This window comes from Delftia sp. ASV31 (assembly GCF_016428765.1).
GTDB classification, from domain to species: domain Bacteria; phylum Pseudomonadota; class Gammaproteobacteria; order Burkholderiales; family Burkholderiaceae_C; genus Comamonas; species Comamonas acidovorans.
On sequence record NZ_JAELTK010000017.1, the window covers coordinates 34,347 to 49,294 of the forward strand.

The following is a 14,948-nucleotide window of genomic DNA, read 5'->3' on the forward strand; positions in this document are numbered from 1 at the left end:
GGAGACTTCATGCAGCAACGCCCCAAGACATCGCTGATGACACCGCTGGCCCTGGCACTGTGCGCCGCCGCACTGGCAACGCCGGCCCTGGCGCAGCAGGACAAGGTTCGGATCGGCTTCATCACCGACATGTCCAGTCTCTATGCCGATGTCGAGGGCAAGAACGGCGCCGTGGCGATACAGATGGCCATCGACGACTACGGCGGCAAGCTGCTGGGCAAGCCCATCGAGCTGCTGACGGCCGACCACCAGAACAAGGCCGACATTGCCGCCAGCAAGGCGCGCGAGTGGATTGACACACAGGGCATCAGCCTGGTGTTTGGCGGCACCAACTCGGCCACGGCCCTGTCCATGGCCAAGGTGGCGCAGGAGAAAAAGCGGGTCTTCATCGACAACGGCGCGGGCAGCTCGGCGCTGACCAACGAGCAGTGCAGCCCCTACACCGTGCACTACGCCTTCGACACCGTGGCCCTGGCCAAGGGCACGGGCGCGGCCGTGGTGGAGGCCGGCGGCAAGAGCTGGTACTTCGTGACGGCCGACTATGCCTTCGGCCATGCGCTGGAGGCGGACACCACCAAGATCATCGAGGCGCGTGGCGGCAAGGTGCTGGGCTCGGTCAAGACGCCGCTGAACGCCAGCGACTTCTCCAGCTTCATGCTGCAGGCGCAGAACTCCAAGGCCCAGATCCTGGGCCTGGCCAATGCGGGTGGCGACACCATCAACTCCATCAAGGCGGCGCGCGAGTTCGGCGTGACCAAGGACATGAAGCTGGCCGGCCTGCTGGTGTTCTTCACCGACGTGCACAGCCTGGGCCTGAAGAACACCCAGGGCATGCAGTTCACCACCAGCTGGTACTGGGACATGAACGATGCCTCGCGCAAGTTCGCCGATGCCTTCATGGCCAAGACCCAGCGCCGCCCCAGCGAGATCCAGGCGGCCGACTACTCGGCCACCATGAACTGGCTCAAGGCCGTGGAGAAGGCCGGCACGCTGGACGCCGACAAGGTCATGGCCACCTGGCGCGGCATGAAGATGGACGACTTCTTCGGCAGCGGCTACCTGCGCGAGGACGGCCGCTACGTGCACGACATGTACCTGATGGAAGTGAAATCCCCCGCCGAATCCAAGGGCACCTGGGACTACTACAAGCTGGTCAAGAAGCTGCCTGCCGAGCAGGTCTGGACCACCAAGGCCGAGAGCAAGTGCCAATACTGGCGCTGAACTGGCGCTGAACTTGCGGTGAGCCGGGGGGCAGCCCGGCCGCTCCCTCCCCTCGCTTTTCTCCACTGAATCTCCATGCCTTGGTCAATGCCGGGACATCGAACCGCGCCAGACTGGTAAGTTCGAGCATTGGGCGCGGCGCCGGGCAGGAACTTCTTCCCCTGCGGCCGACCGCGCGGCAGGGGAAGAATGAAGTTCAATCGCAAGTGGACCATTGGCGCCGTGGTGGGTGCCTGCATCATCGCCGGGGGCGGACTGTGGAAGGCCAGCGCCAAGCCCGCCACCCGGTACGCGACGGCCGCCGTCACCGTGGGCAACCTGGAGCAGACCGTGCTGGCCGTGGGCCGGCTGCATGCCAAGGAGCTGGTTGCCGTGGGCGCCCAGGTCTCCGGACAGGTCAAGCGCCTGCATGTGGAACTGGGCCAGCAGGTCAAGGCCGGCGACCTGATCGCCGAGGTCGATGCCCAGCCGCAGCGCATCAAGCTGCGCAATGCCGAGGCCTCGGTCACCGCGCTGCAGGCCCAGCTGGCCGCGCGGCGCGCGGCCCTCGTCCAGGCCCGGCTCACCTTCCAGCGCCAGCAGGAACTGCTGCTGGCCGACGCCACCTCGCGCGCCGACCATGAGGCAGCCAAGGCGGCGCTGGACACGGCCCAGGCCGAGGTCGGCGCCCTGCAGGCCCAGATCGAGCAGGCACGCACCCAGGTGGAGACCGAGCGCATCAACCTGGGCTACACCCGCATCGTCGCGCCCATGGACGGCGTGATCGTGGCCGTGGTCACCAAGCAGGGCCAGACCCTGAACTCCTTCCAGACCACGCCCACCATCGTCATGCTGGCCAAGCTCGACGTGATGACCGTGCGTGCCGAGATTGCCGAGGCCGACGTGGACAAGATCCAGCTCGGCCAGACCGCATGGTTCACCACGCTGGGCAGCAACCGCCAAAAGCACATGGCGAAGATAGAGCGCATCGAGCCCGCACCGACCTCCATCGTCAATGACGCGGGCGGCGGTGCCTCGCCCGCTGCGGCCACGCCCGCCGCCAAGGCCATCTACTACAACGCCCAGTTCGACGTGCCCAACCCGGACGGCAAGCTGCGCCCCTCCATGACCGCCCAGGTCACCGTGCGCGTGGCCCAGGCCGACAAGGCCGTGCTGGTGCCGGCCGCCGCACTGGGCAGCCGGGCAGAGGACGACAGCTACACCGTGCGCGTGCGCGACGGCGAAGGCAAGGTCGCCGAGCGCAAGGTGCGCATCGGCCTGCGCACCAATGCCCAGGCCCAGGTGCTGTCGGGCCTGGAGGCCGGCGAGCAGGTGGTGATCGGCGAGGCGGGCCCGAGCAACGCCCCCGCCGCCGACCCCATGGGAATGTAAGCATGGACCAGCCATTGCTGCAGATGCGGGGACTGCGCAGGGAGTTCCCCGCCGGTGACACCACGGTCGCCGTGCTCAAGGACATCGACCTGACCATCGAGGCCGGCGAGATGGTGGCCATCGTCGGCGCCTCGGGCTCGGGCAAGTCCACGCTGATGAACATCCTCGGCTGCCTGGACCATCCGACCTCGGGCAGCTACCGCATCGCCGGCCGCGAGACCGGCGAGCTGGGCCCCGATGCGCTGGCCGCGCTGCGGCGCGAGCATTTCGGCTTCATCTTCCAGCGCTACCACCTGCTGGCCGACCTCACGGCCCAGGGCAATGTGGAGCTGCCATCGGTCTACGCCGGCACGGCGCCCACGGACCGCCATGCGCGCTCGGCCGCCCTGCTCGAACGCCTGGGCCTGGCCGACCGCATGCAGCACCGGCCGGGCCAGCTGTCGGGCGGGCAGCAGCAGCGCGTGTCCATTGCCCGCGCGCTGATGAACGGCGGCGCCGTCATCCTGGCCGACGAGCCCACGGGCGCGCTGGACAAGGCCAGCGGCGAGCAGGTCATGCGCATCCTGCAGGAGCTGCATGCCGACGGCCACACCATCATCCTGGTCACGCACGACATGGCCGTGGCGGCCCACGCCTCGCGCGTGATCGAGATCAGCGACGGCGCCATCATCGCGGACCGGCGCAGCGCCCCGCACGAAAGCAAGCCCCCGCTGGAGGCCACAGCCGCCCCGCGCGCCGCCTCCTGGCGCATGTTCGGCGACCGCTTCGGCGAAGCGCTGCGCATGGCGCTGCGGGCCATGAACGCGCACCGCCTGCGCACCTTCCTGACCATGCTGGGCATCATCATCGGCATCTCTGCCGTGGTCTCGGTGGTGGCGCTGGGGCGCGGTGCGCAGCAGCAGGTGATGAACCAGATCAGCGAGCTGGGCACGAACACGCTGGACATCTTCCCCGGCAAGGACTTCGGAGACACGCGCGCCGCCGCCATCGAGACCCTGGTCGCCGCCGATGCCCAGGCCCTGGCCGAGCAGCCCTACGTGGACAGCGCCACGCCCAATGTATCGGTCAGCGTCACGGCGCTATACCGCGAGAACGCGGCCATGGCCCAAGTGACGGGCGTGGGCTTCGAGCATTTCCGCGTGAAGGGCCTGCGCCTGGCGTCAGGGCGGTTCTTCGACCAGCGCGACGTGGACCTGCACGCCCAGGTCGCGGTCATCGACCAGAAGGCCGCCACCGCGCTCTTCCCCGGCAACCCCAGCCCGCTGGGCGAGGTGGTGATGCTGGGCGAGATGCCCGTGGAGATCGTGGGCGTGCTGCGCCCCGCGCAAAACAGCTTCGGCGGCTCCACGCCCACCTTCTTCGTGCCCTACACGGCAGCCGCCACGCGCCTGGTCGGCAAGTACCACCTGGACAGCATCACGCTGCGCATCAAGGACGAGGTGCCGGCCGAGATCGCGCTGAAGGCGGCCACCAGCCTGCTCACGGAACGCCACGGCACCAAGGACTTCTTCGTCTGGAACTCCGACCAGATCCGCCAGGCCATCACGCGCACCAGCACCACGCTGACGCTGCTGGTCTCGGCCATCGCCATGATCGCGCTGCTGGTGGGCGGCATCGGCGTGATGAACATCATGCTGGTGTCGGTCACCGAGCGCACGCGCGAGATCGGCGTGCGCATGGCCATCGGCGCGCGCCAGTCGGACATCCTTCAGCAGTTCCTGATCGAGGCCGTGCTGGTCTGCATCGTGGGCGGCATCCTGGGTGTCTCTCTGGCGCTGAGCCTGGGCCTGGCAGTGAGCCTGTCGGGCTCCAGCTTCCAGCTGTCGTTCTCGGCCGCCTCCATCGTGCTGGCCGTCGCCTGCTCCTCGCTCATAGGCATCACCTTCGGCTTTCTGCCAGCGCGCAGCGCGGCGCGCCTGGACCCCGTCCAGGCCCTCTCCAGAGATTGACATGCATATGCTCAAGACCAGCGCGCTGGCATGCGCCGTGGCCCTTGCGGGCTGCGGCGCCATCACGCGCACCCCCTACGAAGCGCCACAGGTGGCGCTGCCCGCGCAGTTCGAACATGCGCAGGCATCGTCCCCGACAGCCACGCCCACGCCCACGCCCACGCCCATGCCCGATGCCTGGTGGCGCGGCTTCGGCGATCCACGGCTCGATGCCTGGATTGACCTGGCGCTGGCGCGCAATCCTGACATGGCCACGGCCGGCATCCGCGTGCGGCGTGCCGCGCTGCAGGCGCAACTGGCAGGCCATGCGCTGCTGCCCCAGCCCAGCGGCAGCGCAGGCACGGGCGCCAGCCGCCCGCTGTCGGGCAGCCAGCGCAGCACCCTGGAGAACGCCAGCGCCACACTGGGCGTGGCCTGGGAGCTGGACCTGTTCGACCGGCTGGGCGCGCAGCGCGATGCCGCCGTCTTCGAAGCACAGGCCAGCGTGCAGGACAAGGATGCCGTGGCGCTGTCGCTGACCACCACCACGGCCAGCCTGTACTGGCAACTGGCGCTGGCCAACGAGCGCCTGGACATGTCACGCCAAAGCCTGGAGTACGTGCGCCGCACCATCGACCTGGTGCAGGCCCAGTACCGCAGCGGCGCAGTGTCCGGCCTGGAGCTTCGCGAGGCCCGGCAGGCCCTGGCCGAGCAGCAGGCCCTGCTGAGCCAATACACCCAGGCCCGCGCCGAACTGCGCCAGGCATTGGCCGAATTGCTGCAGGGCGCCGAGCCACCCGGCGGCGAGCCCCTGGCGCTGCCCGTGGCCGATCTGCCCGCCGTGCAGCCAGGCCTGCCCGCCGACCTGCTGGGACGCCGCCCCGACCTGCGCGCCGCCGAACTGCGGCTGCGCGGCGCCCTGGCCGGCAGCGATGCCACGGCCGCCAGCTACTACCCCCGGCTATCGCTCACCGGCAGCCTGGGCACCTCCAGCAGCACCCTGCTCGACGTGCTGGCCAATCCCGTGGTGGCCCTGGGCGCCAACCTGGCCCTGCCGTTTCTCAACGTGCGCGAGATGCGGCTGAACACCGCCATTGCACGCAGCCAGTACGAAGAGGCGGTGGTCAACTTCCGCAAAACGCTGTACGCCGCGTTGGCCGAAACGGAAAAATCCCTGTCCGCCCGCACCGAACTGGCCCGCCAGGAAGAGGCCCAGCAGCGCGCCACGCAGGAATCCGTGGAAATCACGCGGCTGTACGAGGCGCGCTACCGCGCCGGCCAGGTGCCGCTGCGCACCTGGCTGGACGCCCAGGAGCGCCGCCGCGCAGCGCAGCTGGCCCTTTCCGCGCTCCACCTGGCACGCCTGCAGAACCAGCTCACGCTGCACAAGGCCCTAGGTGGAGGGTGGCCGGCTTCCTGAAGCCACCACCCAGGGTCCCAGAGTCAGAACGAATGCGCCATGCCCACGTACAAGCCGGTCTGGCTACCGCCCGGCGCCGGGTTGTTGTTGGTGGTCTCCACCGAGAAGTTCGCATTGCCGCCATTGCGCACATTGCCCACGCTGGCATACAGCAGCGTGCGCTTGGACAGCGCGTAGTCGGCGCCCGCCATGAACAGGTTGGCGCTGCCGCCGCCCTTGTTGACCGTGGTGCGGTAGCCCGCCCCGATCAGCGTCAGCGGGCCTGAAACGTTGTAGCGCGCGCCCATCCAGTACTGCCGCGCCTTGTTGGGCACGCCGGCCGCGCTGTCGGGCGCGGACAGCTGCTCATAGCCCGCGAACAGCTTGAGCGCGGACAGCGTCACCGTGCCGCCCAGCGTCAGGTTGCGGGAGGTGGTGTACAGATCGCTGAAGCGGCCATTGGCATCGCGGGCCACATCGTAGATGGCGCGCAACTCGAACGTGGGCGCGGTATAGGACACGGACAGCGCATCCTTGCGCAGCCGCGATGCGCCCTGCGGCTGCTCGCCCAGGCCGGTCAGCGCCAGCACGCGCAGGCCGCCCCAGCTGGGCGTTTCGTACGAGATCATGTTGTCATGCCCGCCCCAGTTGCGCCCCCGCACCAGCGTGGCCGAGCCGATGAACTGCTGGCCCGTGGGGTCCAGCGCCCAGTGCGCATCCGAGATCGACAGGTCCTTGCCCAGTTTCAGCGTACCCCAGCCGCTGCGCAGGCCCACGAAGGTGCGGCGGTTGAAGAACCCTGCGCCGTTGAACCTGGCATCGTCGATGCTGAAACCCGACTCCAGCGTGAACAGCGCGTGCAGCCCGCCGCCCAGGTCCTCCTCCCCCTTGAAACCCAGCATGCTCGTGCCCCACTGGTTGCCCACGGCCCGCCACAGATTGCCAGAGCCCCCCGTGGCCGGGTCGTACACATTGCTCTGGTAGTCCACCCCCGCGACCACACGCCCATAGAGCGTGACCGAACTCTGGGCCTGGGCCGCCAGGGCCGTGCCCAGCGCCAGCGCGGCCAGGCCAGCGCTGCGGATCATGCGTTTATTCATCTCCCTCTCCTCCTTGACATTGCCGATTGGCGAAAACCCCTATGGCCGCAGCACGGCTGCCATGGGGAGCAGCTTGAAACCGGTCGCCAGCCCTTTTTCTTGTTCTTGTGCTTCTTGTTCTTGCGGGCGCATGCAGTCCCGTGGTTGCGATGCCCTCCAGGCTGCTTTCATGAATTCTCCGCAGGGATGGCGCCGGGCCTGAACGATTCATGCGCACACCTATGCATTTGCGGCGCGGGCGCCCCGGTGTTTTCCCCTGGAAGGGGGCGGAGCGACGTTCGGGGATGGGGCATGGCCGCCGGATGCTCAGTCCGCCGCAGCATCTGCCAGCCGGAAGATGCAGGCCATGGGAGTCCACTTGTCGCCGGGCGGTGTCCAGGGCGTGGGCGCCTGGAAGGTCCACATCAGCGCCTCCCATTTGCGCAGCTTCGGGTCGATGGCAGCGGCCAGGGACATGGCGCGGGGGTCATGCACCGCGTCATCGGTTTCCATGACCATCACCATGCGCGTGCCAAGGCGGTGGATTTCCATGCCGGTGACGCCATGGCTGCGCAGATGCGCCGCCACCTCCGGCCAGATCCGGTGATGCAGGGCTTCGTACCGGGCGATCAGCGCCGGGTCATCCCTGAGGTCGAGTGCAAGGCATTGGCGCATGGTGTCTCCATGGTGGTCAGGTCAGCGCGCGGTCCAGGTGGGTATAGCCGCCATCGACGAACAGCCATTGCCCCGTGGTGTGCGATGCCCGCTCGGACAGAAGAAAGACGACCGTGTCCGCAATCTCCTCGGCCGCCGTCATGCGCCGGCCCAGCGGAATCCGGGCGCTGATCTGTTCCAGCTGGCGCCCGGGGTCGTCGAAGCGGCCCAGCCAGTGCAGGTACATCGGCGTCATCACCTCGGCGGGCACCACGGCATTGACGCGCACGCCATCGGCTGCCAGCGCGGCAGCCCATTCGCGCGTCAGCGAGAGCTGGGCCCCCTTGGCCGCGCAGTAGCCGCTGGCCCCGCCCTGCCCGGTCAGCGCGGTCTTGGACGAGATGTTGACGATGGCGCCACGGCTGGCCTTGAGGTGCGGCAGGCAATGGTGGGCCATGACGTAGTAGTGCACCAGGTTGGCCTGCAGCGAGCGCACGAAGGCGTCGCGCCCTGCCTCCAGGCCCACGCCGTCATTGATGCCCGCGTTGTTCACCAGGCCGTCGATGCGGCCGCAGTCCGCCGCAGCGCGGGCCACCATCTCCCCGCATGCCTGTTCATCGACCAGGTCGAAGCGGAAGTGGCGGGCCCGGGGCTGCAGCTCCATGAGCTGCGCCTCGAACCGCGCGGACATGGTGTCCTTGCCGCAGATCAGCGGAACCGCACCTTCGCCGGCCAGCCGCAGCGAGATGGCCGCCCCGATGCCGCTGGCACCGCCCGTGACGATGAAGGTCTTGTCTTTCAGGTTCAGGTCCATGCTGCCTCCCATGTGGTCAGGTCATGCCTTGCGGCTGCAGGCCGTAGCAGCGCGCGGCGGTGCCGCCCCACAGCGCCTCGCGCTCGGACACCGACAGCCGCGACGACGCCCAACCATCCACCAACTCAAAGACCGTGGCGTATGGCGCGGCCAGCAGGCAGACCGGCCAGTCGGAGCCAAACATCAGCCGCTGCGGCCCGAACACCTGCAAGGCCGTGTCCAGGCATTGGAGCAGGCAGGCCCGGTCAGGCTCGCGCAGGCCGGATCGCCAGTCGGCCTCGGTCACCAGGCCCGAGAGCTTGCACGCGACATGCGACAGCGGGGCGAAGCGCTGCAGCGATGCCTGCCAGCGGCCGAACGCGGCCTGGGCCTGGCCCTTGTGCTGGTCCCGGGCCAGCCCGGCCAGTGGCGGCTTGCCCAGGTGATCCAGCACCATCCAGTGCGCGTCATGCCGTGCACACAAGGCGGCGGCCGCATCCATCTGGCGGTCGAACACCAGCACGTCGTAGGCCCAGCCCTGGCGCTGCAGCACGGACAGACCGCGTGCGAATGCCGCAGAGCGCAGAAAGGCCGAGGCATCAGGCTCATCCTGCACCTGATGGCGCCACCCGCACAGCGCCGCCTCGGCACGCCAGGACTGCAGGCGCTCGCCAATGCCGTCGCAGGCCAGATCCTCCCATCCCACGACGCCGCAAATCCCGCCGTGCCGCCGCGCCAGATCCAGCAGATATCGCGTTTCATCGACACTGCCCCTGGCCTGCACGGCAATGGCGCCGGTCAGGCCGCAGGCTTTCAACTGCGGCAATACCTGCTCCGGCGTGCAATCCACCGCCAGCGCCTGCATGCCCTCGCCTATCCAGGGATAGTCCCGGGCGCTGTAATGCCAGAAGTGCAGATGCGCGTCTATGCGCTGAAGGGAAGGTGCTTCGTCCATGGCTCAGGCCGGGAAGCGGTATCTGTGGAGAGATTCCGGCTTCATCGTGATGGAAAAGCCGGGCGCACCGGGAGGCATATAGGCCGCATTGCGCACCACGCAGGGATCCACGAAGTGCTCGTGCAGATGGTCCACGTACTCGATCACGCGCCCCTCACGCGTGCCGGACACGCAGACGAAATCGATCATGGACAGATGCTGCACATACTCGCAAAGGCCCACGCCCCCGGCATGCGGACACACGGGCAGACCGTACTTTGCGGCCAGCAGGAGTACCAGCAGCACCTCGTTGACCCCTCCCAGCCGGCAGGCGTCGATCTGCACCACGTCGATGGCGCCACGCAGGATGAACTGCTTGAAGAGAATGCGGTTCTGGCACATCTCTCCGGAGGCGACCTGGACCGGGGCAACGGCTTCGCGCACCGCGCGGTGGCCCTCCACATCGTCAGGGCTGGTCGGCTCCTCGATGAACCAGGGCCTGGCAAAGGCCAACTCCCGCACCCAGCCGATGGCCTGCCCCACCTCCCAGGCCTGGTTGGCGTCGATCATCAGCTGGCGGTCCGGCCCCAGCACCTCGCGCGCGATGGACACGCGCCGGATGTCGTCCTGCAGGCTGCGCCCCACCTTGAGCTTGACGTGGTTGAAGCCGCCGGCCACCGCCTCGCGGCACAGGTGGCGCAGCTTGTCGTCGTCATAGCCCAGCCAGCCGGCCGAGGTCGTGTAGCAGGGATAGCCCTCGCGCTCCAGCACGCCGATGCACTCGGCCTTGCGCGGCGACTGGCGATGCAGCAGCTCCAGCGCCTGGGCTTCGGTCAGGGCATCCGTCATGTAGCGGAAGTCCAGCGCGCGGACGAACTCCTCGGGCGTGAAATCGGCCACCAGGCGCCACAGCGGCTTGCCCTCGGCCTTGGCCCACAGGTCCCACACGGCATTGACCACGGCGCCGGTGGCCAGGTGCATCGCCCCCTTGTCCGGGCCGATCCAGCGCAACTGGCTGTCGGAGGTGATGTGGCGCCAGAAGCGCCCCATGTCCTCCCGGATCCAGTCGAGCTCCATGCCCTCCACCAGGTGGCGCATGGCCGCGATGGCGGCGCAGCAGACCTCGTTGCCGCGCCCGATGGTGAAGGTCAGCCCGTGCCCCTCAAGGCCGGGCGTGTCCGTCTCCAGGATCACATAGGCGGCGGAGTAGTCCGGGTCCGGGTTCATGGCGTCAGACCCATCCAGCTGCCTGGAGGTCGGAAAGCGCACATCGAGCACGCGCAGGGACAGGATTCGCGTCATGGTCTTCTCATGCCTTGCCGGTTGTCGAGGGATTCGCTTGCACGCGGGCCGCCACCATGGTCTGGCGTTGCTCGCCCAGGCCGGCGATGCCCAGCCGCATGGCCTGCCCGGCACGCAGATACATGGGCGGCTTCTGGCCCATCCCCACGCCCGGCGGCGTGCCGGTGGAGATCACATCGCCCGGTTGCAGGCTCATGAAGCGGCTCAGATAGCTGACGAGAAAGGCCACGCCGAACACCATGGTGGCCGTGCTGCCGTCCTGCATGCGCCGGCCGTCCACATCCAGCCACATGCGCAGCGCCTGCGGATCGGGCACCTCGTCGGCCGTGACCAGCCACGGCCCCAGCGGGCCGAAGCCGTCGCAGCCCTTGCCCTTGTCCCAGGTGCCACCGCGCTCGAGCTGGTACTCGCGCTCGGAGATGTCGTTGACCACGCAATAGCCCGCCACGTGCTGCATGGCCCGGGCCTCGTCGATATGGCGCCCGCCCTGGCCTATGACCACGCCAAGCTCCACCTCCCAATCCGTCTTCACGGAGCCGGGCGGAATCTCGATGGCATCGTCCGGGCCGCAGATGGCACTGGTCCACTTGCCAAACACCACGGGCTCGGGCGGCACCTGCATGCCGGCCTCGGCCGCATGGTCCGAGTAGTTGAGGCCTATGCACACGAACTTGCCCACCCGCCCCACGCAGGGGCCCAGACGCAGCGTGTGCTGCGGCACGCCCTCCACCAGGGGCAGTTGCAAGGGGTCCAGGGCGGCCAGTTGCGCCAGGCTGTCCGGCAGCAGCACAGGGCCGGCAATGTCGTCCACCACGCCCGAGAGGTCGCGCACACGCCCTTGCGCATCGAGCAGGCCCGGTCTTTCATGGCCCCTGGGGCCGTATCGCAGCAATTTCATGGTGCGCTCCTGTGCAGCTCAGTTGGACCAGCCGCCGTCGATCACGCTCAGCGTGCCGGTGACGAAGCGGGATTCATCGCTGGCGAGGTAGGTGGCCAGCGCGGCGATCTCCTCGGGCTGGCCTACCCGCCCCATGGGCTGGCGCGCCACGAAGGCCGCGCGCACCTGCTGCAGCGGCACGCCCTGCTGCCGGGCCTGGCCGGCGATGCGCGCCTGCAGCGACGGGGACTCCACCGTGCCAGGGCAGATGGCGTTGCAGCGTATGCCCCGCGTAACGAAGTCGGCCGCCACGGCCTTGGTCAGCCCGACCACGGCGGCCTTGGTAGCGCCATAGGCATGGCGAAGGGGCACGCCCTTCACGCTGGAGGCCGCAGACGACATGTTGATGATCGATCCGCCGCCCTGGGCCAGCATGGCAGGCAGCAGGGCGCGGATGATGCGGTGCATGGAGGTGACGTTGAGCTGCCACGCAAAGGCCCAGTCCTCGTCGCTGCAGTCCAGGATGCTGCCGTGGTGCACGAAGCCCGCGCAGTTGAGCAGTGCGTCGAAGGCCCTCTCCTGCCCGGCCAGTGCCAGGATGTCGGACGCATCCGTCACATCCAGCCGCCGCGTGCGCAGGCCATCCCTGCCCTCCAGCTCGGCCAGCGCCTGCAGATTGATGTCGGTGGCCAGCACGCTGGCCCCCTCGCGGGCAAACATCAGCGCGCAGGCACGCCCTATGCCCTGCCCGGCTGCGGTGACGAGAATGTGTTTTCCGCCAAGTCTCATGAAGCCTTCCTTTCCCTTGGAAACAGGTTCCAGGTTCTGCATGGGCGATGTGCGGGGCCGGCACCTATTGCTGCTGCTCGCCCGTGAGCCTGGCCAGCATCAGGGCGCCGAGGATGATGGCGCCGTAGATGGCCTGTATCCAGAACGATGGCACCTGGGCCAGTGTCAGCAGGTTCTGCACCACGCCCAGCAGCAGCACGCCGCACAGCGCGCCCGACATGGAGCCCTTGCCGCCATCGAGCGAAATGCCGCCGATGACGGCTGCCGCGAACACCGTGAAAATCATCGAGCTGCCCTGGTTGGCATTGATCGCGCCCACATAGCCCGTGACCATCAGCCCGCCCACTGCGGCCAGCACACCGGCCAGCACGAAGACGCCCCAGGTAATACGGTCCACATTGATGCCCGCCGCGCGCGCCGCATGGGGGTTGCCGCCAATCGCATACAGCGCGCGGCCCAGCCGGTGGTGGCGCAGCACCACGGCGGCCGTGCCGAACGCCAGCGCCGCCAGCCAGACCGACAGCGGCAGCCCCAGCAGCGTGGCCGTGGCCAGGGCGAAGAAAGGCTGCGGCATGTCGAACAGGGTGCCGCCCCTGGTCGCGCCCACCAGCAGGCCGCGCAGCACGATCAGCATCGCCAGCGTGACGATGAAGGCATTGAGCCGCAGCCTGACGACCAACAGGCCATTGAGAAAACCCGTGCATGCGCCCACGGCCGCGATGGCCAGCAGCCCCGCCGCCACCGGCCATTCCGTGCCAAAGCCCCCCGAGGCTGCGGGAATCACCAGCATGGCGCCCACCGCCGGCGCAATGCCCACCGTGGACTCCACCGACAGATCGAACTTGCCCGTGATGATGATCAGCGACTCCGCCAGCACCACCAGCGCCAGGGCCGCCGAGGCCCCCAGGATGCTGACCAGGTTGGCCGGTGTCAGAAAGCTGGGGCTGGTCAAGGCTCCCAGCACGAACAGCAGGGCCAACGCAGGGACCAGTGCATAGTCGCGCAGCCGGTGCAGCGCGAGCCGCCGGGCGGCCGGCACGGGCACAGCCGTATTCGGCGAGACAACGGCTTCAGTGCGCATGCAGGCTCACTCCTTCCATGGAGGCAATCAGTTCACCGTCGTCCCAGCCTCTGGCGAGTTCGGTCACCACATGGCCATGCGACATCACCAGCACGCGGTCGCAAATGCGCAGGTCGTCCAGCTCGCTGCTCGCCAGCAGCACGGCCCGGCCCAGCCTTCGCTCACCCTCCACCACGGCCAGCAATGCCTGCCGGGACTTCACATCCACACCCGCAGTGGGATCGATGAGCACCAGCACATCGGGCTCGCTGGCCAGCGCGCGCGCCATCACCACCTTCTGCTGATTGCCGCCCGACAGGCCGGACACGGCCTGCTGCGGCCCGCTGGCCGCCACATCGAGTGCACGCATGGCCGACAACGCCGCCGCCTGCCGGCGCGCTGGCGCAACGAAGCCGAACCGGCCCAGCCTGTCCATGATGGTGATGGTTGCGTTCTCTGCGATGGACTGCCCCGGCACCAGGCCCTGGCGGTGCCTGTCCTGCGGCACGCAACCCACGCCGTGCGCCAGCGCGGCGCCTACATCGCCGGGCGGCAGCACGCGGCCCGACACCAGGATCCGGCCTGCCGTCGTGCGCCGCAGACCCGCCACCGCCTCACCCACGGCCGTGCGCCCGCTGCTGGTGGAGCCTGTCAGCCCCACCGCCTCGCCACGCCGCACCTGCAGGCTGACGCCCTCAAAACCCTTGCCGCACACCTGCTGCAGCTCCAGTACCACGGGGGCAACGCCTGTGCCCCCGCCTGCCGGGGGTGCGTGGGCGGCGCAGGGCGAGCCGGCCAGGCTGTCCCGCTCGCCGGTCATGGCCTCGATCAGTGCCTGCCGGGGCAACTGCGCCACCGGTGCCGTCACCACATGGCGCGCATCGCGCAGCACGGTGACCGTCTGGCAAATCTCATAGATCTCCTGCAAGTGGTGCGAGATGAAGAGAAACGTGACGCCGCCTTGCTGCAGATCGTGCACGCGCCTGAGCAGCCGCCGCGTCTCGTCGTGGTCAAGCTGCGCCGTGGGTTCATCCAGGATGATGAAGCGCGCGCCCAGCGACAGCGCCCGCGCGATCTCCACCAGTTGGCGGGCTTCCACCGTCAGATCCCGGGCCAGCGCATCCTCGTGCACATCGATCTGCCAGGCATCCAGCAAGGCCCTTGCCTCGCGCCGCAGCACGCGCCAGGAAATCCAGCCATGGCGCAGCGGCTGCCGGTTGATGAACAGGTTCTCGGCCACCGACAGCTCGCCGATGATGGTCGAATGCTGGTAGACACAGGCCACATGCTGGCGCCAGGCCATGCGGTCGGCCACCGCAGGCGCGGGCTGGCCGTTGAAGAGGATGCTTCCCGTGCCGGGCTGGTGCAGGCCGGTCAGCAGGGCGACCAAGGTGGACTTGCCTGCGCCGTTGCGGCCTGCCAGTGCATGCGACTCGCCCGGCATGACCGCCAGGCTCACATCGTGCAAGGCCGTCGTGGAGCCGAAACGCAAGCCGAGCCCACGCGCCTCCATCACCGGCGTGCCCGGTCTGTCAGCCATG

Annotated in this window: 13 protein-coding genes; 4 read left to right on the forward strand and 9 right to left on the reverse strand. The window is 68.7% G+C overall.

Annotated features, from left to right (window positions below; translation table 11 throughout):
* The first annotated feature begins 9 nt into the window (after nt 1-9).
* The 4 genes from JHD82_RS08665 to JHD82_RS08680 all read left to right on the forward strand — a co-directional run bounded on the left by JHD82_RS08665 (nt 10) and on the right by JHD82_RS08680 (nt 5,940).
* A complete protein-coding gene (locus tag JHD82_RS08665) occupies nt 10-1,221 on the forward strand; it encodes an ABC transporter substrate-binding protein (RefSeq protein WP_012204238.1) in 1,212 nt (403 codons plus the stop codon).
* A 189-nt stretch (nt 1,222-1,410) separates the two neighbouring features.
* Nucleotides 1,411-2,592 (forward strand): efflux RND transporter periplasmic adaptor subunit, encoded by a 1,182-nt coding sequence (locus JHD82_RS08670; protein ID WP_199136007.1) that lies wholly within the window; start codon nt 1,411-1,413, stop codon nt 2,590-2,592.
* Nucleotides 2,593-2,594: 2 nt separating this feature from the next.
* Nucleotides 2,595-4,541, forward strand: coding sequence for a MacB family efflux pump subunit (locus JHD82_RS08675; protein ID WP_012204236.1), 1,947 nt, complete (start codon nt 2,595-2,597; stop codon nt 4,539-4,541).
* A gap of 1 nt (nt 4,542) precedes the next feature.
* Entirely contained in the window at nt 4,543-5,940 is a 1,398-nt protein-coding gene (locus tag JHD82_RS08680; RefSeq protein WP_199136008.1) for an efflux transporter outer membrane subunit, read from the forward strand.
* Nucleotides 5,941-5,963: 23 nt separating this feature from the next.
* Here the strand turns inward: JHD82_RS08680 and JHD82_RS08685 are convergent, their stop codons facing one another.
* The 9 genes from JHD82_RS08685 to JHD82_RS08725 form a co-directional block, all read right to left on the reverse strand.
* Nucleotides 5,964-7,019 (reverse strand): porin, encoded by a 1,056-nt coding sequence (locus JHD82_RS08685; protein ID WP_199136009.1) that lies wholly within the window; start codon nt 7,017-7,019, stop codon nt 5,964-5,966.
* Between the two features lie 306 nt (nt 7,020-7,325).
* Entirely contained in the window at nt 7,326-7,673 is a 348-nt protein-coding gene (locus tag JHD82_RS08690) for an L-rhamnose mutarotase (protein WP_063326822.1), read from the reverse strand.
* Nucleotides 7,674-7,689: 16 nt separating this feature from the next.
* Nucleotides 7,690-8,466, reverse strand: coding sequence for an SDR family oxidoreductase (locus JHD82_RS08695; RefSeq protein ID WP_199136010.1), 777 nt, complete (start codon nt 8,464-8,466; stop codon nt 7,690-7,692).
* 16 nt (nt 8,467-8,482) lie between these two features.
* Complete coding sequence (locus JHD82_RS08700; protein WP_199136011.1) at nt 8,483-9,400, reverse strand: amidohydrolase; 918 nt, start codon at nt 9,398-9,400, stop codon at nt 8,483-8,485.
* A gap of 3 nt (nt 9,401-9,403) precedes the next feature.
* Nucleotides 9,404-10,681 carry an L-fuconate dehydratase gene (locus JHD82_RS08705; protein WP_199136012.1) on the reverse strand — a complete coding sequence of 426 codons (1,278 nt, stop codon included), beginning with the start codon at nt 10,679-10,681 and terminating at the stop codon, nt 9,404-9,406.
* A gap of 7 nt (nt 10,682-10,688) precedes the next feature.
* Entirely contained in the window at nt 10,689-11,579 is an 891-nt protein-coding gene (locus tag JHD82_RS08710; RefSeq protein WP_199136013.1) for a fumarylacetoacetate hydrolase family protein, read from the reverse strand.
* 18 nt (nt 11,580-11,597) lie between these two features.
* Entirely contained in the window at nt 11,598-12,347 is a 750-nt protein-coding gene (locus JHD82_RS08715; RefSeq protein WP_199136014.1) for an SDR family oxidoreductase, read from the reverse strand.
* 64 nt (nt 12,348-12,411) lie between these two features.
* On the reverse strand, nt 12,412-13,428 hold the full coding sequence (locus JHD82_RS08720; protein ID WP_199136015.1) for an ABC transporter permease: 1,017 nt from the start codon (nt 13,426-13,428) through the stop codon (nt 12,412-12,414).
* The gene (locus JHD82_RS08725; protein ID WP_233174670.1) at nt 13,418-14,947 is read right to left on the reverse strand and encodes a sugar ABC transporter ATP-binding protein; all 1,530 of its coding nucleotides are present in this window, start codon (nt 14,945-14,947) and stop codon (nt 13,418-13,420) included. Before JHD82_RS08725 ends, JHD82_RS08720 begins: the two co-directional genes overlap by 11 nt.
* Nucleotide 14,948: the final 1 nt, after the last annotated feature.